This window comes from Pseudomonas sp. PDM01 (genome assembly GCF_014852325.1).
Classification (GTDB): Bacteria; Pseudomonadota; Gammaproteobacteria; order Pseudomonadales; family Pseudomonadaceae; genus Aquipseudomonas; species Aquipseudomonas migulae.
Genome location: NZ_JACVBK010000001.1, coordinates 338,388 through 362,054, shown reverse-complemented (window position 1 = coordinate 362,054; position 23,667 = coordinate 338,388). Strand labels below are relative to the sequence as shown.

The window sequence follows — 23,667 nt, the reverse complement described above, 5'->3', positions numbered from 1 at the left end:
CTGCACTGGGGACGAGTAGCATGGCAGCACAAGGCAAGCATTCCCCATTCACGCTCAAGGTTATGGCCTGCTGGGCTGGGATTTTCCTTGTCGCTTGGGCTGTCATAAAGCTGCTCGACACTCACCTGGACCTGAGATTGTTGGCAGATAGCACGAGCTGGCCGCAACGTTTTTCGGATTGGCTTTCGCTGGAAACGCCAATGCCGAATTGGTCGCTGCTGATGATAATCGCGATTTTAATCAGCACTCTGTCTGCAGCGATTTACTACGCCCGCAACACTGATGGAGCTTACGACGAGCTACATGAGATAGAGCGAAAAGTTTACAAAATGAACAACCCTCAGTTCCCACGACTAACAGATAACCAAACGCTATTAATGGAAGCTTTGGCCTATCATGCAAATTTCAGGAAAGTTGCAAACCTGAACTCAATTTGCAAACTTGTCTCACTCAGCACAGCAGAAGTTGAAGCCGATCTAAAGCAACTTCAAGACAAACGCCTTATCAAACAAAAAGTGACACGGGGCACGTTTGGTGCCACCACTTTTGAACTTACCTTGGCAGGCAAGGATTATGCGTTAGAGCGTTTTCAGCTAACGTAGTACAGACAAAGTGGAGGTAGGCTGGAGGTGCTTTTTTGAGTAACGTAGTTCGCCCTCCAGGCGACATGACTCACCTTTTCACAAGATCAAGTGGCCCCATGTGGGTAATGTCCAAGGATGTGATCTTTCCCTACTGGACCGTCACTTTCCGGCTAGAACCAAACATACAGCTACTTCCAGACGCCGCTTTGTAGACCACAGGTTTACAGACGTTGGTAGCGCCGTTCGAAATCACTGGCCAACTGTTCAAGCGTGACGCTTCCCAAGCGATCTATAAGCAGTGCCTGCGCCGCATCAAACGCTTCAGTCAGCGCAGCATTCACCGCTTGCTCCACCAGGCATTCTGGATGGTCGGTCGACAGACCGATGGCGAAAAGCGAGGACGAGCCCAAGGCCTGATGGATGTTCAACAGTGTTATATCCGCTAACGGTTTCGCCAGCGTCCACCCCCCACGGTGCCCCTTTTCCGAGCGCACATACCCCCCGTCCTTGAGCAGCGCCATGGTCCGCCGGACCACCACCGGGTTGGTACCGAGCATCTGCGCGATGGTATCGGACGTGGCGGGCTGTTCGTGGCGAGCCATGTGGATCAGCACGTGCAGCATGCGGGACAAGCGAGTGTCATTTCTCATGGATGGCGGCTTCCTGAAATTGCGTGTGCCGAGTATCGCTCGACACAGCATAAGTTACGAGACTGTTGACACTCCGACATCACGTAACTTACGTTGTATCTAGAGTTTTCGAGCAGGTCGAAGACCCAGGGAGACTGATCAATGGTTTACGACGTGATCATCATTGGCGGCAGCTATTCCGGTATTTCCGCAGGCTTGCAACTGGCACGGGCGCGCCGAAAGGTGTTGGTGATCGATGCAGGTCAGCGCCGTAATCGGTTTGCTCACAATTCACATGGATTTCTTGGGCAGGACGGTCGTGATCCCGGCACGATAGCCAGCGAGGCACGTGCCCAGTTGCTGGCCTATCCAACAGTCGAGTGGCTTTCGCAACCCGCCGTCCATGCAAAGACGGGCGATGGTGGATTTGTGATAACAGCCGCGAACGGGGAACAATTCGCGGCGAGGCGTCTGATCCTGGCCACAGGGGTGGTGGATGAGTTGCCTGCGATTCCCGGGCTGTCAGAGCGCTGGGGGCAGCGAGTGTTTCATTGTCCGTATTGCCATGGATATGAACTGTACGGCGGACCGATTGGAGTATTGGCGGCCTCGCCAGTTGCCATCCACCAATCGCTGATGTTGCCCGACTGGGGGCCAACGACACTCTTCCTCAACGAGGTATTCGAGCCTGATGCCGACCAGTTGGCGAAGCTGGCCAGGCGTGGGGTTGCGGTGGAGCGCGAACCTGTCTTGTCGGTTGGCGGGGAACAAGCCGATGTGACACTGGCCAGCGGTCGTGTGATCAAATTTGCAGGGCTGTTCACTCAGCCTCTCACGCGTATGGGCAGCCCACTGGCAGCGCTGCTTGGTTGCGAGTTTGAAGCCGGGCCGACGGGAGAGTTCATCAAGGTCGATGCGATGCGCGAAACCAGTGTACCCGGCGTGTTTGCCTGCGGGGATGCAGCAATAGCCGCAGGCAATGTGGCAGTCGCAGTGGGTGACGGCGCACGCACGGGCGGCGCGGCACACCAGTCGCTGATCTTTCGCTGAATACGGGTAGCAAGCGGATGAAGCGCGCCCGTCGCCCTCCGTTCTCAAGCCGATTGCCTGCGCCAGGTGCCGGGTGATGTGCCGAACTGGCGTTTGAATGCGCGACTGAACGCGGCTTCGGATTCGTAGCCCACTGCAAAGCCGATTTGCGCCACATTGCCGCGACCTTCGCGCAGGTGTTGAGCCGCCACGTGCATGCGCCAGAGCGTCAGGTATTGCATCGGTGGCTGGCCGACCAATGCCGTGAATCGCTCCGCGAAAACCGAGCGCGACATGCCCACTTCAAGCGCCAGGGCTTCTGCCGTCCAGCCCTCGGTTGGGCGAGCATGAAGCAGCGCCAATGCGCGCCCGATATGCGGATCCCGCAAACCCGCCAGCCACCCGCGCCGTTCAGCGGGGAGGCTCGCGACATACTGGCTGACGGCTTCGACGAAGAGCAATTCCGATAGCTTGGCGATGACCGTTGTCGAGCCGACGCGCCCCGCCGCGATCTCGCTGACAGCAAACCGGAATGAGCTTTCAATCCAGGCTCCCGAAGCCGTCGCGCGCACGTCCAGTTTCAATAAGGATGGCAGCGACGAGAGCAACGGACTGAAAGGGGTTTCAGTGCCGAGGAACCCACACAATAACTGCGTGACCTCGCCGCCTCCGCCGCACTTGATACGTGAAATGCCGCCGACTTCCGGCGGCTGAATAACGTCGCGCGCCGACATGGGATCAACGCTCAGGTCGCTGCCAAACGTATGAACGTCATTGCGCGGAAGCAGAATGAGTTCGCCTGCCCGCACGTCGAGGGTGGCTTCACCGGCGATTTTCAATTGCATGTGCCCCGCAGCGACAAAATGCGAAGCAATGACATGTCGAGGGGCCGCCAGGAACGGTTTGCAATCGTCCGCAGAGATTTTTCCGCTGAGGCACCAGGGCGCAGTGAATTCCGCCTCGAGGAAGACCCCTCCAGAGAGCCGAATGACACGCAAGACATCAGAAAGCGCATCCAGCAATTGCCAGCCCTCCTTTCCGGAGTCCGGAGCATGTAATCAGGCGCACCGGTCATTCTGCGCCTGAACGGCGAGGCCTAGATTAGCACCAACGCGGACTCAGTGATCAGGACGCCCCCCAGAGGTTTCACTCATGGTCACAGGCTCCGACGTTAACCGTAATGGCCCCCTTCCAGTTCGACCAGGAAGCAGGAGATCGATATGAACACCGTCGCAACCTTACCCGACGCAGATTCGGGCAACGCCGCCCGTTATGCTCAACTCGTCAGGTCCTCGAAAAAAGCCGAATGGCAGATCGATCGCGATTTGCTCCAGGACCGCCGCTTCGACTTCTCGCGCAAATTCTTGCCCGACGGACTCTCGCGGATCGACCGCCTGACCTTTCTCACCCTGGAAGAGGCGCGCCTGCTCAGCCAGATTCAGGGCCGAACCTATGCGTATATCTTTGGCCTGGTCGAGCGTTTCATCAGTGCCAAAATGCTCGATCAAGGTCGGGCCCATGTCTTTGACGATCAACTCGCGCTTGAAGCGCTGGTGCGATTTTCCAATGACGAGATCAAGCATCAGGAGTTGTTCCGGCGCATAGAAACGATGATGGATGCGCAATTGCCGGCGGGATATCGTCAAGTGGCCGATCCAAACGATGTGGCGCGTGCGGTACTGGCGGCCAGCACCTGGTCGGTGCTGGCGCTGACCTGTCATATCGAACTGTTTGTTCAAACGCATTACGCAAAAAGCATCGCCCCGCGCGAGGAGTTGTGCCCGCTCTTCAAGGATGTCTTCAAATTTCACTGGAAGGATGAAAGCCGGCACGTCGTACTCGATGAGCTGGAATGGAAAGCGGAGCATGCGAAACTTTCGCCAGTCGAGCGCGACCAGGCAGTGAACGATCTGATTGCGCTGGTGGCAGCCGTCGATGCAATCCTGCAGGCGCAATCGGCATCCGATGCCAACTACTTCATTCGCAATGTTCCACGCTCGTTCAGTGTTGACGAAACCGCGCAAATCAAAGCCTCCGTGCTGGGCGCCTACCGCTGGCAATACATTATCTCGGGCGTGCAACATCCACACTTTGGCCAACTGCTTGCGCGCATGACAACACCCGCACAGATGTCCAGGATTCAGACCGCACTGGCTCCCATCATGAGCAACTGATCTACAGGTGCGGCCGACCTCGCGTCGGTCGCGCGGATGTGCAATGACGTGCTGGATTGAGGATGGCAGCCATGACGATACCGATGTGGATGTTGCTGGGGTTCGCGACCTGGACTTTGCTGCTGTTGATGGCAACCGTCGGGGTGTATCGCTGGGTCAGAATCCTGTTCTCGAATGTTCCGATTGCCTCTTTCCGAAGCGATCAGCCCGATGGCGAGGATTGGTATCGGCGCGGAACACGAGCGCATGCGAACTGTGTGGAAAACCTGCCGGTCTTTGGCACCATCGTGTTCGTGATTTCAGCCCTTGGTATCAACACACCCGCCGTTGACTACTTGTCCATGCTCGTCCTGATCGCTCGCGTGTGCCAGTCTCTGGTTCACGTATCTCATGTGCAGACAAACAGGTTCGTGGCGGTTCGGTTTACCTTCTTTTGCATTCAGTTGGTCTGTTTCCTTGCGCTCATTGTGATAGCCGCGAGTTACGGCGTATGAGTAAAGGATGAAGTGCTTGCTTGCCGCAAACGTCGAGGCCAATGCGTTGCCGCTCTCGGCAAGCATGCGCCACGGCCCCACCTCAGCGACGCTGTTCGGCTCGCAAACAACCCCATGAAACCCCTTCTGATCCTGAGGGTGACGTCGTTATCATGGACGCCGGTTCGACAGGAGAAATGCAATGGAACTGAAGTTCAGTCACGTCGATGTACTGGTCACGAATCTTGAAGAAGCCTGTGCTTACTACGCACGGACACTGAAGGCCAGGATCTCTAAAACGCTCGTCTGGGAACGCGGTGGCCTGCACGTGCGCTACGCGATTGCGTTGATCGGTCAGGAGCGTTTCATGCTGGTGCAACCGTTGGCGGGGAACCTGAAAGAACTCCTGGATTCATCGGGTGAAGGCATGATTTATCGCCACTGCTACTCCACGCCGGACATCGAGAAGGCCTATGACGAATTGATGGCCAGTGGTGTTCAGCCAGAAGACGAAAACGGCAAACCCCTCGCCCGCGAGAACCTGCAATCCCCGTCCGGGGCCCGCATCATCTGGCTGCCCAAGCGCTTCGGGCACTTCTCCATCGAGATATTGGAAGACAAGGCGCTGGAAGCATTTATCGAGGAGGTGTTTGCCTGAAATCTGGTCTCGGGATTCGGAAGTTGACCACAGCGCTCCGGCCATCTGCCTCAATAATTTTTTGCCAAGCCCTCAGCAGCGGAGATGTATCCCGTCCTCCTGAAAACAGATCAGAAGGTGTAAACCTTATTCAGGACGGGACAACTCTCGAATTAAAGCCCCCCGCCAGCGCCTTTTTTGTAGTTCAGTGCCCCGCAACCGCAGGCCGGCCAGCCGCACGCGGCCCCGATTTGAAGCCGTGAGCCCGAGCCCCCCAGACAATCGCAAACCCCACTCCCACCAACACCATCATTGCCCACGGAAAAGAGGCGATGCCCCATCTATCCAGCAACACGCCGCCCACTACCCCACTCCCCGCAATCGCACTGTTCCAGGCCACCACATTCAGCGACAACGCCACATCGGCCCCATCTCCCGCCGCGTCTGCCAGCGCCGTTTGCAACAACGTCGCCGCCCCGCCGAAGCTCAACCCCCAAACCGCCACGCCGATGTAGATCACTTCAGGCACGCTCCCCAAAAATCCAAGCACTACGCATACCGCCGCAAACGTCGCCAGGCTCACCAACACTGTCTTGCGCAACAACGGCTCAACCAATTTGGCAGTCAGCCAGATCCCCGCCAACGCCGCAGTGCCAAACACCAACAACACTAAATCCACCCGATCCCCCAACCCCGCCGGCACCACGAACGGTGCGATGTAGGTGTAGAGAATGTTGTGGGCCAGCATCCAGCAGATCACCACCGCCAGCACGGGGCGCACGCCCGGAGTGGTCAGAACGGTGCGCAGCGACAGGCGCTGGTGCTCGGCTTGGGAGGGGTAGTCCGGGACTTTCACCAGCACCCAGGCAATCAGCACCAGGGTCAGGGCCGACATGATGCCGAAGGTCGTGCGCCAACCCACGAGGCCGCCCAGCCAGGTGCCGAGGGGTACACCCAGGGACAGGGCAATCGGTGTGCCGACCATGGCCAGCGCCAGCGCCTTGCCCTGTTGATGGGGCGCGACCATGCGTCGGGCGTAACCGGCCAGCAGGCTCCAGGCCAGCCCCGCCGCGACGCCGGCGAAGAAGCGCGCCACCAGGGTCGCTCCGTAGTGGGATGACAGCGCGGTGATGGAGTTGAACAGCAGGAAACCGACGATGGTCAGCAGCAGTACATTGCGGCGGCGCCAGCCACGGGTGGCGATGGTCATGGGGATCACCGCCAGAACCGAACCCAGCGCGTAAGCGGTGACCATCTGCCCGGCCATGGAGGGGGAAATCGCCAGTCCTTCGCTGATCAGGGGCAATAGGCCGGCGGGCAATGTTTCGGTGACGATGCAGATGAAGCCGGTCATGGCCAGTGCAAGCAAGGCGCCAATGGGTAGGCGCTCGGGCGCCACCGATAAGGTAATTGAGGGTGTCACGGTAGATTCCTTGAGTGAGGATTTTCGACTTAAATACTGATCGATACAAATGTTGAAGGCTGCCAGCACTCGTTGTCAACGACTTATGTATCGACTAGTATTTATCTCGTAATCCTCAGGAGCCTTGAAATGGCGCAAATGGGCCGCCCCCGAACCTTTGACCGCGACCAAGCCGTGGAACAGGCCATGCACCTGTTTTGGCAACACGGCTACGACGCGACCTCCCTCGCTCAGTTGAAAGCCGGATTGGGCGGCGGAATTTCCGCACCGAGTTTTTACGCGGCATTCGGTTCCAAGGAAGCGTTGTTTGACGAGTGTGTGCAGCGTTATCTGGCGACTTTCGCTCAAGTCACCGAATGCCTGTGGGATGGGAGCCTGCCTCCACGCCAGGCTATCGAAACCGCGCTGCGCCAATCGGCGCGCATGCAATGCGAAGAAGGTCATCCCAAAGGCTGCATGGTGGCCCTCGGCGTGATGAGCGCGCCCAGCCCGGAGAGTGCGCGGGTGGTCGATGCATTGACCCATTCACGCACCCGCACTCGTGCGGGGATTTTGGCGTGTGTCGAGCGGGGTATCAGTACAGGTCAATTGCCGGGCAATGTTCACGCGCCCGCGATGGCTACGGTGTTCGACAGTTTCCTGCAGGGTATTTCCATCCTCGCTCGGGATAACACGTCGCATGAGGTAATTGATGCGGCCATCACCCAGATACTGCTGACTTGGGACATTACGGCCTCTTCCGCTCCGCCAGCTATCGCAATGGCCAACAGGGACTGATTGACTTAACCCGTGAGGCCATGGCGTGAATCCGGCGCAACTGCGTAATTGTCAAAGGCCCGTCCAGGGTCGGGTTATCGGATAGCCGGGAACTCTTCGACGCTGTCAGGCCAGGCAGATAGAACCTCAAAGCCATCGTCAGTGACCGCCACCATGTGCTCCCACTGGGCCGAAAGGGAGTGATCCTTGGTGACAACTGTCCAGCCGTCCGCCAGGGTTTTCACGTGACGCTTACCCGCATTCAGCATGGGCTCAATGGTGAAAATCATGCCCGCTTTCAACTGCAATCCCTGGCCGGGGTAGCCGTAATGGAGGATCTGCGGCTCATCGTGATAGACCTTGCCAATACCGTGACCGCAGTATTCGCGCACAACACTGAATCCATCCCTTTCGGCGACCGACTGAATGGCATAACCGATATCGCCCAGCGTGGCACCGGGGCGAACGACTCGAATACCGGCGCACAGCGCTTCGTAGGTGGTCTTGACCAAATGCCGACCCTGCGGACTGGGTTCACCCACGAAATACATTCGACTGGTGTCGCCATACCAACCGTCCTTTTTGACAGCGACGTCGATATTCACAATGTCGCCATCCTTCAGGACAGTGGCCGAAGGCAGGCCATGGCAGACCACCTGGTTGACGGACGTCAGCACGGTTTTCGGGTAGCCGAGATACCCGATATTCCCCGCAATGGCCTTTTGCACATTGACGATGTAGTCGTGACAGCGCTGATCGAGCTCGTCGGTGGTGACACCCGCTTTCACATAAGGCCCAATCATGGCCAGCACCTCGGCCGCCAGCGTTGCAGCGGCACGTGAGCTGGCGATGTCTGCCCGGGTATTGATGCGCACGTTCGCCCTCATTTCCTGGCTCCGATGGCTGCATGAACCTGTGGGCCTTGCGAACTTTCTTCGAGGGCGCAGAGCTTCTTCAAATCAAGACCGCCTTGCAGTTCTGCACGAATCAGCATGCGGCAAATGTCGCTGTGATCCAGGTCGGGGTGTAATTCGGCAAGCATCCCGATACGCATCCAGTGCTCGGCCTGAGCGTTGATCGAGCGACTCAACGCATCGCTCGCGACGCGCAGATGCTCATGCATGTCTTCAGAAATTTTTACGATGCCCATGAGGCTCACTATATGAAATGGATATGGAACGTATATTATCCGGTTCGAGCTTGAAATCAAGAACGGATACTGTAATTTCCAGACGGTGATGAATCCGGCCAAGGTGGCGCCATGAGAGAGAGTGATATGAAGGATCATGATTTGCTTGAGTACAGACGCAGAGAATTCACGGCTCTGGTTGAAATAGAGCGTGACGAGCAAAACAAGGAAAATGGCGGCTGGGTAACTTTTGACTGTTTCAGCAGAAAACAACCGAGGGGTTACTCTCCCCGCGATACTGAGCTTGATCTACTTACCTTACGAGTCTCTTTTGCGTCCGTAGCAGGACTATTCCCAAGCATTGGGGAGTCGGAGGGCCGCTGGGTAAAAATCGAGGTTGCCTCGCAAATTTCGGAAAATACGATCTCGGCGGACGTTGTGATGTTTGGAGACAATGCCGAGCCAGTCCTGCTTCACATTGCCAGCGTGTCGCCCATTGAGTTGAGCAATTGGGAAAGCGCCATCTTCATGCTTGCTGGTGAGGTGCGCTCACCTGCAAGCTTTATCGCTGGAGTGCTTGATGTTTCGCTACGCGAATCAGGCACTCTCGCGATTGCTGCGTACGATGTGGGTCAGGGGAACTGCAACGCCATCGTCGACGAACACGAGTTCCCACGCGTCTTTTTTGATTTGGGCTGGGCGCCGAACTTTCACGCGCGTACGCGTCCGTCCCACCAGCCTGCTTTCTTCGCTTGCAATCATCATACGGCTGCCCCTGTCGTGCTTTCCCATTGGGATATGGATCACTGGTGTTATGCAATCGCCAGAAGCAAATACGATCCCGTAAACCTGACAACCAAACACGAATGGAACCAGGAGGCACTTAAGCGTTTCTGGATTGCTCGTGCACCTGAGATAGAACAACATCAAATCGGCCCGCTGGCGCGAAGTTTTTATGATGCGCTGACACGCAAACAATTAATGCCTGGCATCTCGGCAATGCTTTTATGGCCAGACAATTGCGAACGAATTCGTTTTGCCGATGGCTGGCTGGAAGCCTGTGAGCCCGATACACGTCAGACAAGGGACAGGAACAACACCGGTATTGCGATGTTTGTCCGACCGAAGGGTAAAGGGCCGGCAATTCTCATGACCGGAGACGCCGACTTCCCGTCCATTCCCTCCCTGGCGACCAACCACCGGCTTAAATTGGCGGGCATGGTGGCCCCCCATCATGGATCAACGATCACTGCGGCAGCCGTTCCCAAGCCAATGCGAGGCAGTCCGAAAAAACTCGTTCTATCAGTGGGCGACGGAAACAGCTACGGCCATCCCAAACAGGATTCGATTGATGCCTATGAGGCTGCAGGCTGGGATTGGACGGTGACGCTTACAAAGGACAGGCAAGAATGCAGCAGAACATACCCACCCTACCCACCCAAGCACGAACACAATCACGGCAACATCCTGCTGAAGTTTTCGATCAAGGCTAAGGATCCTCAATGCCTTTGCGGGTGCGTGCGAGCAGGCAACTTATGCCTGATTCCAAGTGCTGCGCCCACGAGCGCTGCGGTCGCTGGAGTCAAAAAAACGCGCCGGAAAAAAGCCAAAACGGCCACTACCCCATGAGTGAAAAAAGGGGGCAGACCTGTTTTCCTTTCTGAAAATATATCTGTCCCCGTTTTTGCCGCTATTTTATTAGGCCTATCAAGGAATGTAGACGATGCAAATGACTATTCAAGAGTTTGAGAAAATAGAAGATTCTCAGTCTCACAGTTACATTGTGTTCGCACAAGGCCACCCCTATCAGGAACTGGGGTGGAAAGCTTATAGCGACCTCACCAAACGCATTAATGAAAGTTTGACCGACTTCAAAAATCAGTATAATTCTGATGTTTTTCTACACGAGCATGAATTGCTTGGCTTCGAAGATACATTTCTCTGGTGGCTCAGCTTTTTTGAGAAAAAACCACACGAACGGGACCGTCTGACACAAGCCCTAAAGTGCACCATTGATAAAGTGCTTTCAGAATTTGAAGGTACGAAAGACAAGCAACTTGTAAATTATCGAGATGATGATGATGATCTCCGCGGGCATCCTGTTTTTGTCGAACATTATGTTTCTTTGGTAGTGCACGCTGAGACTGAATTAAAATCCCGCCAGGCGCCTACCCAACAAACATATGAGAAGGAAAACTTAGATTTAAAAATATTTGAAAAGCCCATATCCGCAGCAGATTTCAAAAAGATCATTCATGATTACATCGGGCATAGCTCTGTTGAAAATATGCATTTTCTACATGCCGAAGATGGATTTTTTTCAACTCGTCACGCACCCAACAAGAGTCTCCGCGAAGAGTTTCTTCCATCACTGGAATTCATCAAAAAATGTAATGTCAGCGATTCGGCAATTTTACAGTTCGGACTGAATCAAGAGATTTTTGACTTAAAAATAATTGACGAACATGGCAGTGAGAAAATACTGGAGATCACGTGGGCGCTTCCAGTAGGCGATCATGAACTGCTATCGCTATTGAGTCAGTCCAATGACGGCACTCTGCCAATGAAAACCAAAGTAAAGCTCAAAGCAATGATAGATTCTATCCCTGGCAAGATAGTCCAGGCCATTGAGAAAAAGCACGCCAAAAACTATCCAGACAACAGAACACTTCTGGTTGTTATTCAACCGGAGTATACGTATCAAGGGATGGTACCCCTTATCCAAGAAATTATTAATGAAGTAAGACATTCGGTAAAATCAGGAAAGGGCAAGTTTGAGGAAATATCTTTGCTTTGCAGGAGCAGACTGTACAAGATCTTCTGACGATCATGCGTACGCCTTGGTCAAAAGCTGCCACTCGTAGACTGCACTCCTGCAACGCCCCCATGCCAGGCAATGAATTGACAGTCAGACAGCATTTGACCACCCCATATGGAAAACCGTATATTCGATTAACCATATGTACCCAGAGAAGTCACCATGCGCGTTCTGTTCATGTGCACCGCCAATAGCTGCCGCAGCATCCTCTCCGAAGCGATGTTCAATCATCTCGCGCCGCAAGGTTTTCAGGCAGTCAGTGCCGGCAGCTTCCCCAAGGGCCAGGTTCTGCCGCGCAGTCTTGTGACGCTGCAAGAAGCCGGCATCGCGATTGACGGGTTGAGCAGTAAAGGCAACGACGCCTTCGAAGCCAACCCACCGGACATTGTCATCACCGTCTGTGACAAGGCTGCCGGCGAGGCGTGCCCGGTTTACTTCGGGCCGGCGCTGAAGGCCCATTGGGGATTGGAAGATCCATCCGAAGTGAAGGGCGACGAAGCGGTCGTGACCGCAGCCTTTCACTCGACCCTGGCGCGCATCGAAACACGCTGCCGGGCCTTCCTCGCCCTGCCCTTCGGCGAACTTGACCGGGATGCGTTGAAGCGCGAACTCGATCGCATCAGCACCCTGTAACCGGAGCCCTCATGTCCCACGAACTGCCCAATCTCGACGCCTCCCTGATTCAATCCATTGCCGGTGACGACATCCCGCACAAGCCACGAATCCTGCTGTTGTACGGATCAACCCGACCGCGCTCATTCAGTCGTCTGCTGATCGAGGAAGCCGCCCGATTGCTCGAACATTTCGGTGCAGAAACGCGGATCTTCAATCCATCCGGCCTTCCTCTGCCGGACGATGCACCGACCGATCACCCGAAAGTCCAGGAACTGCTCGAACTGATGCAATGGTCCGAAGGACAGGTCTGGTGCTCTCCTGAACGTCACGGCTCGATGTCGGCCGTGTTCAAGGCGCAGATAGACTGGGTGCCGCTCGCGCTAGGCGCCATTCGCCCGACCCAGGGCAAAACCCTCGCGGTCATGCAAGTCAGTGGTGGTTCTCAGTCGTTTAACGTAGTGAATCAACTGCGTGTGCTGGGGCGCTGGATGCGGATGTTCACCATCCCCAACCAGTCTTCCGTGCCGAAGGCTTATCTGGAATTCGACGAAGACAACCGCATGAAACCGTCCGCGCTTTATGACCGGGTGGTGGACGTCATGGAGGAGCTGGTGAAGTTCACTCTGCTGCTCCGGGAGCGTCCGGACCTGGTTGACCGTTACTCCGAACGCAAGGAGTCGGCGGAGGAACTGACCCGGCGGGTGAATCAGCGGTCGATTTGAAGCACCCCGACGCTTTATAGATCACAACGAATAAAACACCGGTGTGGCGAGATAGAAAAAAACCTATCTCGCCACACCGGTGTTGTCGTAGTCGGCAACCCACTATCAGCCCTGCGCTTTGCTCATTTTGGTGAACAGCTCGGTTGGCACTTTCTTGCCGTTGGAGGTGAACTGGTTGGTGCGGAATTTGTAGACCTCGCCTTCAGAAAGGAAACCGTCGTTGTTGGTGTCCATCGCCTTGAACTCTTCAGCACCCTTTGGGGCCACGGTCAGCAATTCTTTCAGGGAAACGCGGCCGTCGTGGTCGGTGTCGGTACGGGCGAAGGAAGCGTCGCCGCATTTGCCTTCACCGCACTTGCCTTCACCGGCCTTGGTGACCTTGGCGCCAGTTTCGCTGGCACCGCACTTGCCTTCGCCACACTTGCCTTCACTGGTCTTTTCCGCCGCGGCGAGTTGGTAGCCTTGAGGCAGTGCGTCAGCGGCGAAGGCGGACGAAGCGAGGTTCATGCAGCCGACCAGTGAAACAGCGATCAGGCCAATACGGGATTTGTTCGAAAGACGGGACATGGTTATTTCTCCGGATACTGTGTGCGGTGAGGCCGCTCAGGGTCATGCCGCCAGGGCTATAAGCCGTGGTGCGAGGTGCGTTTGCTTTCTCGCTAAGGCCAGGCTATTTGACTGCAACCGTGTATCCCGGATGTATCCGGATCGAGGGGCATTTGTACGCCAGCATCTTTACAGCGGGTCTGGATACACAGCGATACATTTGGCCCACTGCTTTTTATCTTTGCCGCCTGGAAGGCCCTGAACCAATCGGCATCAAACCTATCCCTGAGCAATTCCAACACGATCGTAGTCGGGGCCCCGCCGCAGAAGATGTCCGGGCCAGACTCGCTCATCCTGCAGCCCTGCCATACTGTTCATCATGGCCAGTGCAACCTTCCGCTTCTACGAGGAGCTCAACGATTTCCTGCCGGCCGAACGGCGGCGGCAGTCATTCACCTGCAAGTGCGCGCGAGGGGCGACGGTCAAGCACATGATCGAGGCGCTCGGGATACCGCACACGGAGGTCGAACTGGTGTTGCTCAACGGCGAGTCGGTGGGTTTCGAGCGGGTGATCTTCGATGATGACCGGTTGGCGGTGTTTCCCAAGTTCGAAACGCTGGACATCAGCCCGCTGTTAAAGGTTCGGGCTCAACCTTTACGGGTGCTGCGCTTCGTCGCTGATGCGCACTTGGGCGGGCTGGCCAACCTGCTGCGCATGAGCGGCTTCGACACCCTCTACGACAATGGCTTCGAGGATGGCGAGATTGCTGAGATCGCTGCGCAGCAAGGACGTATCGTGCTCACCCGTGACCGCGAACTGCTCAAGCGGCGGATCATCAGCCACGGCTGTTACGTGCATGCCCTGAAACCGTCGCTGCAGCTGCGCGAATTGTACGAGCGCCTCGACCTGGCGCGTAGCGCGCGGCCATTCAGCCTGTGCCTTCATTGCAACCTGCCGCTGCACGAGATCAGCCCGGAACTGGCCCGGCCGCAGGTGCCGCCACGCGTTGGCGCCCTCTATTCGCACTTCCTGCGTTGCGATGCCTGCCAACGGATTTACTGGAAGGGTTCGCACTGGCGCAGCATGTGTGCACTGCTGGCACCTCTGCTGGACCGATAGCCGAATGCATCGACCGGGAAGAGATTGCGAGGATCGTTTACTCGGGAACTCCGGTCACCGCATGCACTGCGCGCAAGGAGATCGGGCCGATACGCCAGCGTTGCGTCACGAAAGTAGCTTGAAACCTGTCCCGCTCGTACTAGCGTTTCCGAGGCTTGCACCGGTGCATGGAGATTAACCATTGGTCGAGAAAAACTCAGGGCAGAAGTCCTCCCCTTAACTACTGATCTAGTATCAACGCAAGTTTCGGCAGGAGATTCTCATGTCGTTGGCTGAAGAACAAAAACCGCAGCGTCGCAAAGAAGCCCGGCTGTTTGTCTTTCTTGTCGTCTGCCTTTTTCCGCTGCTGTCGGTCGCGATAGTGGGCGGCTATGGCTTCCTCATCTGGTTTTTCCAAATGCTCTACGGCCCGCCCGGACCACCTAACTGATAGTTCTCTTTCAGAGCCTGTTGGAGTCAGCGCATGGACGAAACTCTGCATATAGCCAGCCTGGTGGTACTTGCCCGACCTGAACTATTCGACGCCGTCAAAGCCAACTTGCGTCTATTGGACGGCCTGGAATTACATCACGAAAGTGCCGCCGGAAAACTGGTGGTCGTGCTTGAGGCCAGCCACGAAAATCAGATCCTGCAACGTATCGAGCAAATCAACAATCTGCCGGGTGTGCTCAACGCCGCGTTGATCTATCACGAACTCCTAGAGCCCACAGGAGACACCGAATGAGCATGTCCCGCCGAGAGTTCGTCAAGGCCCAGGCCGCGGCCATCGCAGCCGCCGCCGCTGGCCTGCCGATTGCCACGTCCGCCAGTAACCTGATTACCGAGGCGGACATGGTCACCCTGGACTGGAACAAGGCGCCCTGCCGTTTCTGCGGCACCGGGTGCAGCGTGATGGTCGCGACCCGCGACAACCGGGTGGTCGCCACCCATGGCGACGTCAAGGCCGAGGTCAACCGCGGACTCAACTGCGTGAAGGGCTATTTTCTCTCCAAAATCATGTACGGCGTGGACCGCCTGACCCAGCCACTGCTGCGCATGACCAACGGCCAGTTCGACAAACAGGGCGAATTCCAGCCGATCAGCTGGGACCAGGCCTTCGACATCATGGAAGAAAAGTTCAAGCAAGCCCTGAAGAGCAAAGGCCCGGAATCGATCGGCATGTTCGGTTCCGGGCAATGGACGGTTTGGGAAGGTTACGCGGCCAACAAATTGATGAAAGCCGGTTTTCGCAGCAACAACATCGACCCCAATGCCCGCCATTGCATGGCCTCGGCGGTGATGGGTTTCATGCGCACTTTTGGCGCGGATGAACCGATGGGCTGCTACGACGACATCGAAGCCACCGACGCCTTTGTGCTGTGGGGCTCGAACATGGCTGAGATGCACCCGATTCTATGGAGCCGGGTCACCGACCGGCGCCTGAGCCAGCCGCACGTGAAAGTCGCGGTGCTGTCGACCTTCGAGCATCGCAGCTTCGAACTGGCCGATATTCCCATGGTATTCACGCCGCAATCCGACCTGCTGATCCTCAATTACATTGCCAACCACATCATTGAAAACGGTAAGGTCGATAAGGATTTCATCAGCAAGCACACGCGCTTCGCCAAAGGCGCCGACGATATCGGCTACGGTTTGCGTCCCGACGACCCACGGGAAAAGCAGGCGAAGAATGCCGACAAGGCCAATACCTGGACCGACATGTCCTTCGAGCAGTTCGCCGCGTTCGTCAAACCCTACACCCTGGAACGTACCGCGAAAGAGTCCGGCGTTGCCCCGGAACGCCTCAAGGCCCTGGCTGAACTTTATGCGGACCCCGAACGCAAGGTCGTGTCGTTCTGGACCATGGGTTTCAACCAACACACACGCGGGGTGTGGGCCAACAATCTGATCTATAACATCCACCTGCTCACCGGCAAGATCAGCGAGCCGGGCAACAGCCCATTCTCGTTGACCGGCCAGCCGTCGGCCTGTGGCACTGCGCGGGAGGTCGGCACCTTCTCCCACCGCTTACCCGCCGACATGGTAGTGACCAATCCCAAGCACCGCGCCACCGCAGAACAGATCTGGAAACTGCCGGCCGGCACCATTCAGGAGAAAGTCGGTTTTCACGCGGTGCAACAGAGCCGCATGCTCAAGGACGGCGTCCTCAACGTGTATTGGACCCAGGCCAGCAACAACATGCACGCCGGGCCGAACATCATGCAGGAAGTCTTGCCTGGCTGGCGCAACCCGGAAAACTTCGTCATCGTCTCGGACGTCTACCCCACCGTTTCCGCCCAGGCCGCCGACCTGATCCTGCCCAGCGCCATGTGGGTGGAAAAGGAAGGCGCCTTTGGCAATGCCGAACGTCGCACGCAGTTCTGGCATCAATTGGTCAGTGCACCGGGAGACGCCAAATCGGACTTGTGGCAGCTGATGGAGTTTTCCAAACGCTTCACCACCGACGAAACCTGGCCCGCCGAGTTGCTGGCCAAATCGCCGCAATACAAAGGCAAAACCCTGTTCGAGGTTCTATTCAGGAACGGTCAGGTCGACCAGTTTCCCGTCGAGCAAATCGAGGCCGGCTACAAGAACGACGAAGCCAAGGCCTTTGGTTTCTATGCGCAAAAAGGCTTGTTCGAAGAGTACGCCCGGTTCGGTCGTGGCCACGGCCATGACCTGGCACCCTTCGACCTTTACCACAGCGAACGTGGCCTGCGCTGGCCGGTGGTCGACGGCAAGGAGACCCGCTGGCGTTATCGCGAGGGCCTCGATCCTTACGTGGAGGCCGGCAGCGAAGTGCAGTTCTATGGCTACCCGGACAAGAAGGCGATCATCTTCGCCCTGCCCTACGAGCCACCGGCGGAAATCCCGGATGCTGACTACCCGTTCTGGCTAAGCACCGGCCGGGTCCTCGAACACTGGCATACGGGTAGCATGACCCAGCGAGTCGAGGAGTTGTACAGAGCGGTGCCGGACGCCCTGGTGTACATGCATCCGGAGGACGCCAAGGCCTTGAAGGCACGGCGTGGCAGCGAAGTGAAGCTGATCAGCCGCCGCGGTGAAATCCGCGCGCGCATCGAAACCCGCGGGCGCAACAAACCACCCCGCGGCCTGGTGTTCGTACCGTTTTTCGATGCCAACAAGTTGATCAACAAGGTCACGCTCGACGCCACCGACCCGATCTCCAAGCAGACCGACTACAAGAAATGCGCCATCCGCATCGAGTTGATCAGCGCGGCTTGAGGAGAACCGTCATGACTTTTCGAATCCTGCCCCTGGTCCTGCTTGCCGCAATGGGCATGGTGCTCGCCGCCGAGGTCGATTACCCGCTGGACGCGCCCGGCCCCGACGGTCGCCGCCCCGGCGGCACCCTCACCCGGAGCATGCCCGCACCACCGATTGCCAACGATGAAAACAAGGACCTGAAGCGCGAGCGCAACTATCCTGACCAGCCGCCGACCATTCCCCATAGCATTCGCGGGTACCAGATCGACAAGAACGGCAACAAATGCCTGACGTGCCACAGCCGGGCCAATAGCGCGCGCACCCAGGCGACGATGATCAGCATCACCCACTACATGGACCGCGACGGTCAGGCGCTGGCGGCGGTCTCGCCCCGGCGCTACTTCTGTACTCAGTGCCACGTGCCGCAAAAAGAGGTACTGCCGCTGGTGGGCAACACCTTTGAAACCATCGACAAAATCCTGCAAGACGATGCCAACGCTGCGCAAAAACCTTGAGGAGGCGCCATGAAAGCACTGTTCGCCCTGCTTAAGGATTATTGGGGCATCCTCTGTCGACCCAGCGTTTACTTCAGCCTGGGGTTTCTGACACTGGGCGGCTTTATCGCCGGGATCATTTTCTGGGGCGGTTTCAACACGGCGCTGGAGCTGACCAACACCGAGAAGTTCTGTATTTCCTGCCACGAGATGCGCGACAACGTCTATGTCGAGTTGCAGGACACCATTCACTACACCAACCGTTCCGGTGTGCGCGCCAGTTGCCCGGACTGCCACGTCCCCCATGAGTGGACGCACAAGATCGCGCGCAAGATGCAGGCGTCGAAGGAAGTCTGGGGCAAGCTGTTCGGCACCATCGACACCCGCGACAAATTCCTCACCTTGCGCCGTGAACTGGCGGAACATGAATGGGCCAGGCTCAAGGCCAACGACTCGCGCGAATGTCGCAACTGCCACAACTTTGAGTTCATGGACTTTACCCGCCAGGGCAAACGCGCTGCGGCCATGCACTCCACCGCATTGGCCAAGGGCGAGGCCACTTGCATCGACTGCCACAAGGGCATTGCGCACAAGTTGCCCGATATGAGTGGAGTGAAAGGATGGTGATGCATCCGAAATATCCGACCGGCCGCCCCACACCGTCAGCGTAGGGCGACAGATCTCACACCGGCATCAGTTCGTGGTTACCACTTTTTTGCCGCCACTGTCCCACCCTCCTCCCAACGCCTTGTAGATCGCGACGATGCCCCGGTACTGATCAATCTCACCCAGCGCCTGCGCATCCTCGGCGTTCAGGCGTTCACGCTGCGCATCCAGCAACACCAGATAATCCACCGTGCCTTCCTTGTACTGGATCGCCGCCAGGTCTGCCGCCGCTCGGCTGGACTCGCTTTGCCGGATCAACGACAGCAGCCGTTGCTGGCGTTTGCCGTAGTCGCTGAAGGCGTTTTCCGACTCTTCCAGCGCCAGCAGCACTTGCTGTTCGTAGGTGGCCAAGGCGCCTTCGGCATTCGCGTCGGCACCCCGGATGCGCGCTCGCACACTGCCCAGGTCAAAAGCTGCCCAGGTAATGCTCGGTCCCAATCCCCAGGCTCTGGCGGCACTTGAACCAATCTGCGATCCACGGCCAGCGGTGAAACCGAGGAAGCCGCTCAAGCTCACTCTCGGGAACAGGTCGGCGGTGGCCACGCCGATTTCCGCCGTGGAGGACGCCAGCCTGCGCTCGGCGGCAAGCACATCGGGACGCCGGCGCAGCAGCTCGGCGGGATCACCGATCGGCAATGCTTTGGCGATGGCGGGCAACTGCGCAGGGCTCAACGACACGCTCAACGTATCCGGGCGTTCACCCAACAGCGTGGCGATGCGGTTTTTCTGCCGCACCTGTTCCGCTTGCAGTTGCGGAACCGTCGCCTCGACAGCCGCCAAACGTGCGTCGGCACGCACCACGTCAAGCTCATTGCCCACGCCGGCATCGCGCAGGCTGACCGTCACGCTGCGCGAATCCTGCTGATTCTTAAGGTTGGCCAGGGCAATTTTTTCCCGCAACTGCGCGCCACGCAATTGGCCGTAGGCATCCACCAGCTCGGCGATCATTGTCACGCGAAGCTGATACAAGTCTGCGGCGGCAGCGTCTTCCTGGGCGCTGCTGGATTCCAGTTGACGCTGGATCCGGCCGAACAGATCGACTTCCCATGCCATGTCGAGGCCCAGGTCGTAGCGCTCGATATTGACGCGGCTTTCGGTCAGGCCAGGCACTTGCGACTTGCCCTGCTGGCTGCTGACGCGGCTGGTGACAACCGGCAAAATGTCATTGCTGACGTCATCACGAATCGCCCGGGCCGCTTTCCAGCGGGCAAACGCGACGCGCAAGTCGCGGTTGCCCTCCAGGGATTTGCTCACCAACTGATTGAGCGTGGGGTCATCAAACTGTTGCCACCACACCGTTTCAAAACGCGATTGATCGTAGGCACTGCCTTGGGCAGACACGACATTGGCAGGCGCGGTGTCCGGCGTTTTGTAGTCGGGGCCTACCGTGCAGGCGCCGAGCGCGACGACCAGAAGGCTGGGTAAAAAAAGCTTCAAGGTGTTCATGAATGTGCCTCCTGGTTAAGTGCGTTTGCCTGATGAGCCTTGGTGACCTTGCGCGCGTTTTTGCGCTCGATGTAGCGACGAATCAGCACGAAGAACACGGGCGTCAGCAGCAACCCGAAGAAGGTCACGCCGAGCATCCCGGAGAACACCGCGACACCCATCGCACGACGCATTTCCGAGCCGGCACCCGTGGACGTCACCAACGGAATCACCCCCATGATGAACGCGAAGGACGTCATCAGAATCGGCCGCAGACGCATGCGGCAAGCGTCCAGCACTGCATCCAGCGGCGACATGCCCTGGTCCTGTTTATCCTTGGCGAACTCGACGATCAGGATCGCGTTTTTGCAGGCCAGGCCAACCAGTACGATCAGGCCGATCTGGGTGAAGATGTTGTTGTCGCCCTTGGAAATGATCACCCCGGCAATCGCCGACAGCAGGGTCATCGGCACAATCAGGATCACCGCCAATGGCAGGCTCCAGCTTTCATACAGCGCCGCCAGCACCAGGAACGCCAACAGCACGCAGAGCGGGAACACCAGCAAAGCCGTGTTGCCCGACAGGATTTGCTGGTAGGTCAGGTCGGTCCACTCGTACGTCATGCCATTGGGCAATTCTTCCTTGAGCAACTTTTCAATCGCGACTTGTGCCTGTCCGGAGCTGTAGCCGGGGGCTGCACTGCCGTTGATTTCTGCGGTGAGGAAACCGTTGTAGTGCGAGACCCGGTCAGGGCCTGACGTCGGGCTGACCTTGACGAACGTGGCCAGCGGAATCATCTCGCCGCGATCATTGCGCACCTTCAACTGACCGATCTGCTCAGGTTCCTGGCGGAACTGTTGCTCAGCCTGCACGTTGACCTGATAGGTCCGGCCAAAACGGTTGAAGTCGTTGGCGTACAGCGAGCCCAGGTAGACCTGCAAGGTGTCGAAAATATCGTTGATCTTCACCCCGTGAGTCTTGGCTTTCTCCCGGTCAATGGCGGCTTCGACCTGCGGCACGTTGACGGTGTAGCTGGTGAACAGGTTGGCCAGCTCCGGCGTGCTACGGCTCTTGGCGATGATGTTCATGGTCTCTTTGTACAGCTCGTCGTAGCCCAGGTTGCCACGGTCTTCGATCTGCAGACGGAAGCCACCGATAGTGCCCAGGCCTTGTACCGGAGGTGGCGGGAACACGGCGATGTAGGCGTCCTGAATGCCGCCGAACTTGCCGTTGAGCGAGGCGGAAATCGCCTTGGCAGACAGGCTCGGGTCTTTACGCTCTTCGAACGAACTCAAGCCGATGAACGCAATACCGGCGTTCGGGCTGTTGGTGAAGCCGTTGATTGAAAGGCCCGGGAATGCCACGGCACTGTCGAAACCCGGCTCGTTCATGGCGATGGTGCTCATGCGACGGATCACCGATTCGGTGCGGTCGAGACTCGCGGCATCCGGCAGTTGCGCGAAGGTCACCAGGTACTTTTTGTCCTGGGTCGGCACGAAGCCGGTCGGCGTGGTGCTGAAACCCATCCAGGTCATGGCGATCAGGCCGGCGTACACCAACAACGCCACGCTGCTGCCACGAATGACTTTGGCCACGGCAACCATGTAGCCGTGACTGGCCTTTTCGAAGAAACGGTTGAACGGTTTGAACAGCCAGCCACCGAGCAAACGATCCAGCACTCTGGAGAACCGGTCTTTCGGTGCGCCATGGGCTTTGAGCAACACCGCCGCCAACGCCGGTGACAAGGTCAGGGAGTTGAACGCCGAGATCACCGTGGAGATCGCGATGGTCAACGCGAACTGTTTGTAGAACTGTCCCGTAAGACCCGAGATGAAAGCCGCAGGCACGAACACCGCGCACAGCACCAGCGCCGTGGCGATGATCGGCCCGGTCACTTCGCCCATGGCTTTCTTGGTCGCTTCGACCGGTTCCAGTCCGGACTCGATGTTTCGTTCGACGTTCTCCACCACCACAATGGCATCGTCGACCACGATCCCGATGGCGAGTACCAGGCCGAACAGCGACAGCGCGTTGAGCGAAAATCCGAGTAGGTGCATCACGGCAAACGTACCGATCAGCGACACGGGCACGGCCACCAATGGAATGATCGAAGCGCGCCAGGTTTGCAGGAACAGGATGACGACCAGCACCACGAGAATCAGTGCTTCAAACAGCGTGTGCACCACCGCCTCAATCGAGCTGCGGACGAAAATCGTCGGGTCGTAGACGATCTCGTAATCCATGCCTTCCGGGAAGTTCTTCTTCAGCTCGGCCATCTTCGCCCGCACCTGATCGGAGACGTCGATGGCGTTGGAACCCGGCCGCTGGAAGATCGGCATCGCCACCGCTTCCTGGTTGTTGAGCAAGGCGCGCAAGGCGTACTGGTTGGAACCCAGTTCGATCCGGGCAATGTCCTTCAGGCGCGTGATTTCGCCGTTCGGGCCACTGCGCACGATCACGTTTTCAAACTCTTCTTCGCTGACCAACCGCCCTTGGGAGTTGATCGACATCTGAAAGCTGGTGGCATTTGGTGCGGGTGGCGAACCCAGTTGCCCGGCGGCGACTTGACGGTTCTGTTCACGCACCGCTGTGACCACATCAGTGGCAGTCAGATTACGCGAGGCGGTTTTGTCCGGATCGAGCCAGATACGCAGCGAGTAATCGCCGATGCCAAACATCTTCACATCGCCGATCCCCTCCAGACGCGACAGCTCGTCCTTGACGTTGAGGATCGCGTAGTTGGACAGGTAGAGCATGTCGTAGCGTTTGTCCGGCGACACCAAGTGCACCAGCAACGTCAGCTCGGGCGATGCCTTGTCGACGGTGATACCGATACGCGTCACTTCCTCGGGCAACTTGGGCTCGGTACGGGTTACGCGGTTCTGGACCTGGACCTGGGCGTTGTCCAGGTCGGTGCCCAACGCGAAGGTCACGGTCAGGGTGAGCCGGCCGTCAGCCGTGGATTGCGAGGACATGTACAGCATGTTCTCGACGCCGGTGATGGCTTGCTCCAAAGGGGCTGCCACGGTTTCGCCGATGACTTTCGGGTTGGCGCCCGGGTAGTTGGCGTGAACGACGACGGTCGGTGGAACCACTTCCGGATATTCGCTGATCGGCAACTGGAACAGCGAGATCGCGCCGGCGATCAGGATCAGCAGCGACAGCACCGCCGCGAAGATCGGCCGCGTGATAAAGAACTGGGAGAACTTCATGTCGGTGC

24 protein-coding genes are annotated in these 23,667 nt (G+C 57.6%); 16 read left to right on the top strand and 8 right to left on the bottom strand.

The window, feature by feature from the left end; genetic code table 11:
- Positions 1 to 20: 20 nt before the first annotated feature.
- Positions 21 to 602 carry a hypothetical protein gene (locus IB246_RS01685; RefSeq protein WP_177318171.1) on the top strand — a complete coding sequence of 194 codons (582 nt, stop codon included), beginning with the start codon at positions 21 to 23 and terminating at the stop codon, positions 600 to 602.
- A 203-nt stretch (positions 603 to 805) separates the two neighbouring features.
- On the opposite strand, the gene IB246_RS01680 is transcribed toward IB246_RS01685, so the two are convergent.
- Positions 806 to 1,234, bottom strand: a complete 429-nt coding sequence (locus IB246_RS01680) for an Rrf2 family transcriptional regulator (RefSeq protein ID WP_008038831.1) — start codon at positions 1,232 to 1,234, stop codon at positions 806 to 808.
- A 141-nt stretch (positions 1,235 to 1,375) separates the two neighbouring features.
- Between IB246_RS01680 and IB246_RS01675 the strand changes: the two genes are divergently transcribed.
- Positions 1,376 to 2,263, top strand: a complete 888-nt coding sequence (locus tag IB246_RS01675; RefSeq protein ID WP_008038833.1) for an NAD(P)/FAD-dependent oxidoreductase — start codon at positions 1,376 to 1,378, stop codon at positions 2,261 to 2,263.
- A gap of 44 nt (positions 2,264 to 2,307) precedes the next feature.
- Here IB246_RS01675 and IB246_RS01670 read toward each other — a convergent pair whose 3' ends face one another.
- A complete protein-coding gene (locus IB246_RS01670) occupies positions 2,308 to 3,264 on the bottom strand; it encodes an AraC family transcriptional regulator (protein WP_008038834.1) in 957 nt (318 codons plus the stop codon).
- Positions 3,265 to 3,462: 198 nt separating this feature from the next.
- On the opposite strand from IB246_RS01670, the gene IB246_RS01665 reads away from it, so the two are divergent.
- From IB246_RS01665 to IB246_RS01655, 3 genes are all read left to right on the top strand, one after another.
- Complete coding sequence (locus tag IB246_RS01665) at positions 3,463 to 4,416, top strand: diiron oxygenase (RefSeq protein WP_008038835.1); 954 nt, start codon at positions 3,463 to 3,465, stop codon at positions 4,414 to 4,416.
- A gap of 71 nt (positions 4,417 to 4,487) precedes the next feature.
- A complete protein-coding gene (locus IB246_RS01660) occupies positions 4,488 to 4,910 on the top strand; it encodes an MAPEG family protein (RefSeq protein ID WP_008038836.1) in 423 nt (140 codons plus the stop codon).
- Positions 4,911 to 5,091: 181 nt separating this feature from the next.
- Entirely contained in the window at positions 5,092 to 5,547 is a 456-nt protein-coding gene (locus IB246_RS01655; protein ID WP_008038837.1) for a VOC family protein, read from the top strand.
- 184 nt (positions 5,548 to 5,731) lie between these two features.
- On the opposite strand, the gene IB246_RS01650 is transcribed toward IB246_RS01655, so the two are convergent.
- A complete protein-coding gene (locus IB246_RS01650; RefSeq protein WP_008038838.1) occupies positions 5,732 to 6,949 on the bottom strand; it encodes an MFS transporter in 1,218 nt (405 codons plus the stop codon).
- Positions 6,950 to 7,078: 129 nt separating this feature from the next.
- On the opposite strand from IB246_RS01650, the gene IB246_RS01645 reads away from it, so the two are divergent.
- Positions 7,079 to 7,726, top strand: coding sequence for a TetR/AcrR family transcriptional regulator (locus IB246_RS01645; protein WP_008038840.1), 648 nt, complete (start codon positions 7,079 to 7,081; stop codon positions 7,724 to 7,726).
- A gap of 74 nt (positions 7,727 to 7,800) precedes the next feature.
- Here IB246_RS01645 and map read toward each other — a convergent pair whose 3' ends face one another.
- Together map and IB246_RS01635 are read right to left on the bottom strand one after the other, a co-directional pair.
- The gene (gene map, locus IB246_RS01640; protein ID WP_008038841.1) at positions 7,801 to 8,592 is read right to left on the bottom strand and encodes a type I methionyl aminopeptidase; all 792 of its coding nucleotides are present in this window, start codon (positions 8,590 to 8,592) and stop codon (positions 7,801 to 7,803) included.
- Positions 8,589 to 8,855 (bottom strand): ParD-like family protein, encoded by a 267-nt coding sequence (locus IB246_RS01635; protein WP_008038842.1) that lies wholly within the window; start codon positions 8,853 to 8,855, stop codon positions 8,589 to 8,591. The genes map and IB246_RS01635 overlap by 4 nt, the downstream gene beginning before the upstream one ends.
- Before the next feature lie 126 nt (positions 8,856 to 8,981).
- Here IB246_RS01635 and IB246_RS01630 point away from each other — a divergent pair, with 126 nt between their 5' ends.
- The 4 genes from IB246_RS01630 (at position 8,982) to arsH (ending at position 12,989) form a co-directional block, all read left to right on the top strand.
- The gene (locus IB246_RS01630; RefSeq protein ID WP_157222766.1) at positions 8,982 to 10,463 is read left to right on the top strand and encodes a hypothetical protein; all 1,482 of its coding nucleotides are present in this window, start codon (positions 8,982 to 8,984) and stop codon (positions 10,461 to 10,463) included.
- 94 nt (positions 10,464 to 10,557) lie between these two features.
- Positions 10,558 to 11,658 carry a hypothetical protein gene (locus IB246_RS01625; protein ID WP_008038845.1) on the top strand — a complete coding sequence of 367 codons (1,101 nt, stop codon included), beginning with the start codon at positions 10,558 to 10,560 and terminating at the stop codon, positions 11,656 to 11,658.
- A gap of 156 nt (positions 11,659 to 11,814) precedes the next feature.
- Entirely contained in the window at positions 11,815 to 12,285 is a 471-nt protein-coding gene (locus IB246_RS01620; RefSeq protein ID WP_008033448.1) for an arsenate reductase ArsC, read from the top strand.
- Between the two features lie 11 nt (positions 12,286 to 12,296).
- Entirely contained in the window at positions 12,297 to 12,989 is a 693-nt protein-coding gene (arsH, locus tag IB246_RS01615) for an arsenical resistance protein ArsH (protein ID WP_008038847.1), read from the top strand.
- Between the two features lie 105 nt (positions 12,990 to 13,094).
- Here arsH and IB246_RS01610 read toward each other — a convergent pair whose 3' ends face one another.
- Positions 13,095 to 13,556, bottom strand: coding sequence for a hypothetical protein (locus tag IB246_RS01610; RefSeq protein WP_192228256.1), 462 nt, complete (start codon positions 13,554 to 13,556; stop codon positions 13,095 to 13,097).
- A 358-nt stretch (positions 13,557 to 13,914) separates the two neighbouring features.
- Between IB246_RS01610 and IB246_RS01605 the strand changes: the two genes are divergently transcribed.
- From IB246_RS01605 to IB246_RS01580, 6 genes are all read left to right on the top strand, one after another.
- Positions 13,915 to 14,655, top strand: a complete 741-nt coding sequence (locus tag IB246_RS01605; protein ID WP_008038855.1) for a Mut7-C RNAse domain-containing protein — start codon at positions 13,915 to 13,917, stop codon at positions 14,653 to 14,655.
- A 262-nt stretch (positions 14,656 to 14,917) separates the two neighbouring features.
- A complete protein-coding gene (gene napE / locus IB246_RS01600) occupies positions 14,918 to 15,085 on the top strand; it encodes a periplasmic nitrate reductase, NapE protein (protein ID WP_008038857.1) in 168 nt (55 codons plus the stop codon).
- Between the two features lie 33 nt (positions 15,086 to 15,118).
- Positions 15,119 to 15,379, top strand: coding sequence for a chaperone NapD (locus IB246_RS01595; RefSeq protein WP_008038861.1), 261 nt, complete (start codon positions 15,119 to 15,121; stop codon positions 15,377 to 15,379).
- Complete coding sequence (gene napA, locus IB246_RS01590) at positions 15,376 to 17,880, top strand: nitrate reductase catalytic subunit NapA (RefSeq protein WP_008038874.1); 2,505 nt, start codon at positions 15,376 to 15,378, stop codon at positions 17,878 to 17,880. The genes IB246_RS01595 and napA overlap by 4 nt, the downstream gene beginning before the upstream one ends.
- Positions 17,881 to 17,891: 11 nt before the next feature.
- Complete coding sequence (locus IB246_RS01585; protein WP_008038876.1) at positions 17,892 to 18,377, top strand: nitrate reductase cytochrome c-type subunit; 486 nt, start codon at positions 17,892 to 17,894, stop codon at positions 18,375 to 18,377.
- Positions 18,378 to 18,386: 9 nt separating this feature from the next.
- Positions 18,387 to 18,983: a cytochrome c3 family protein gene (locus IB246_RS01580; RefSeq protein ID WP_008038883.1), complete on the top strand. Its 597-nt coding sequence runs from the start codon at positions 18,387 to 18,389 to the stop codon at positions 18,981 to 18,983.
- Between the two features lie 66 nt (positions 18,984 to 19,049).
- Here IB246_RS01580 and IB246_RS01575 read toward each other — a convergent pair whose 3' ends face one another.
- Both IB246_RS01575 and IB246_RS01570 read right to left on the bottom strand, forming a co-directional pair.
- A complete protein-coding gene (locus tag IB246_RS01575) occupies positions 19,050 to 20,468 on the bottom strand; it encodes an efflux transporter outer membrane subunit (RefSeq protein WP_008038885.1) in 1,419 nt (472 codons plus the stop codon).
- A complete protein-coding gene (locus tag IB246_RS01570; protein WP_008038896.1) occupies positions 20,465 to 23,659 on the bottom strand; it encodes an efflux RND transporter permease subunit in 3,195 nt (1,064 codons plus the stop codon). Before IB246_RS01570 ends, IB246_RS01575 begins: the two co-directional genes overlap by 4 nt.
- Between the last annotated feature and the right edge of the window lie 8 nt (positions 23,660 to 23,667).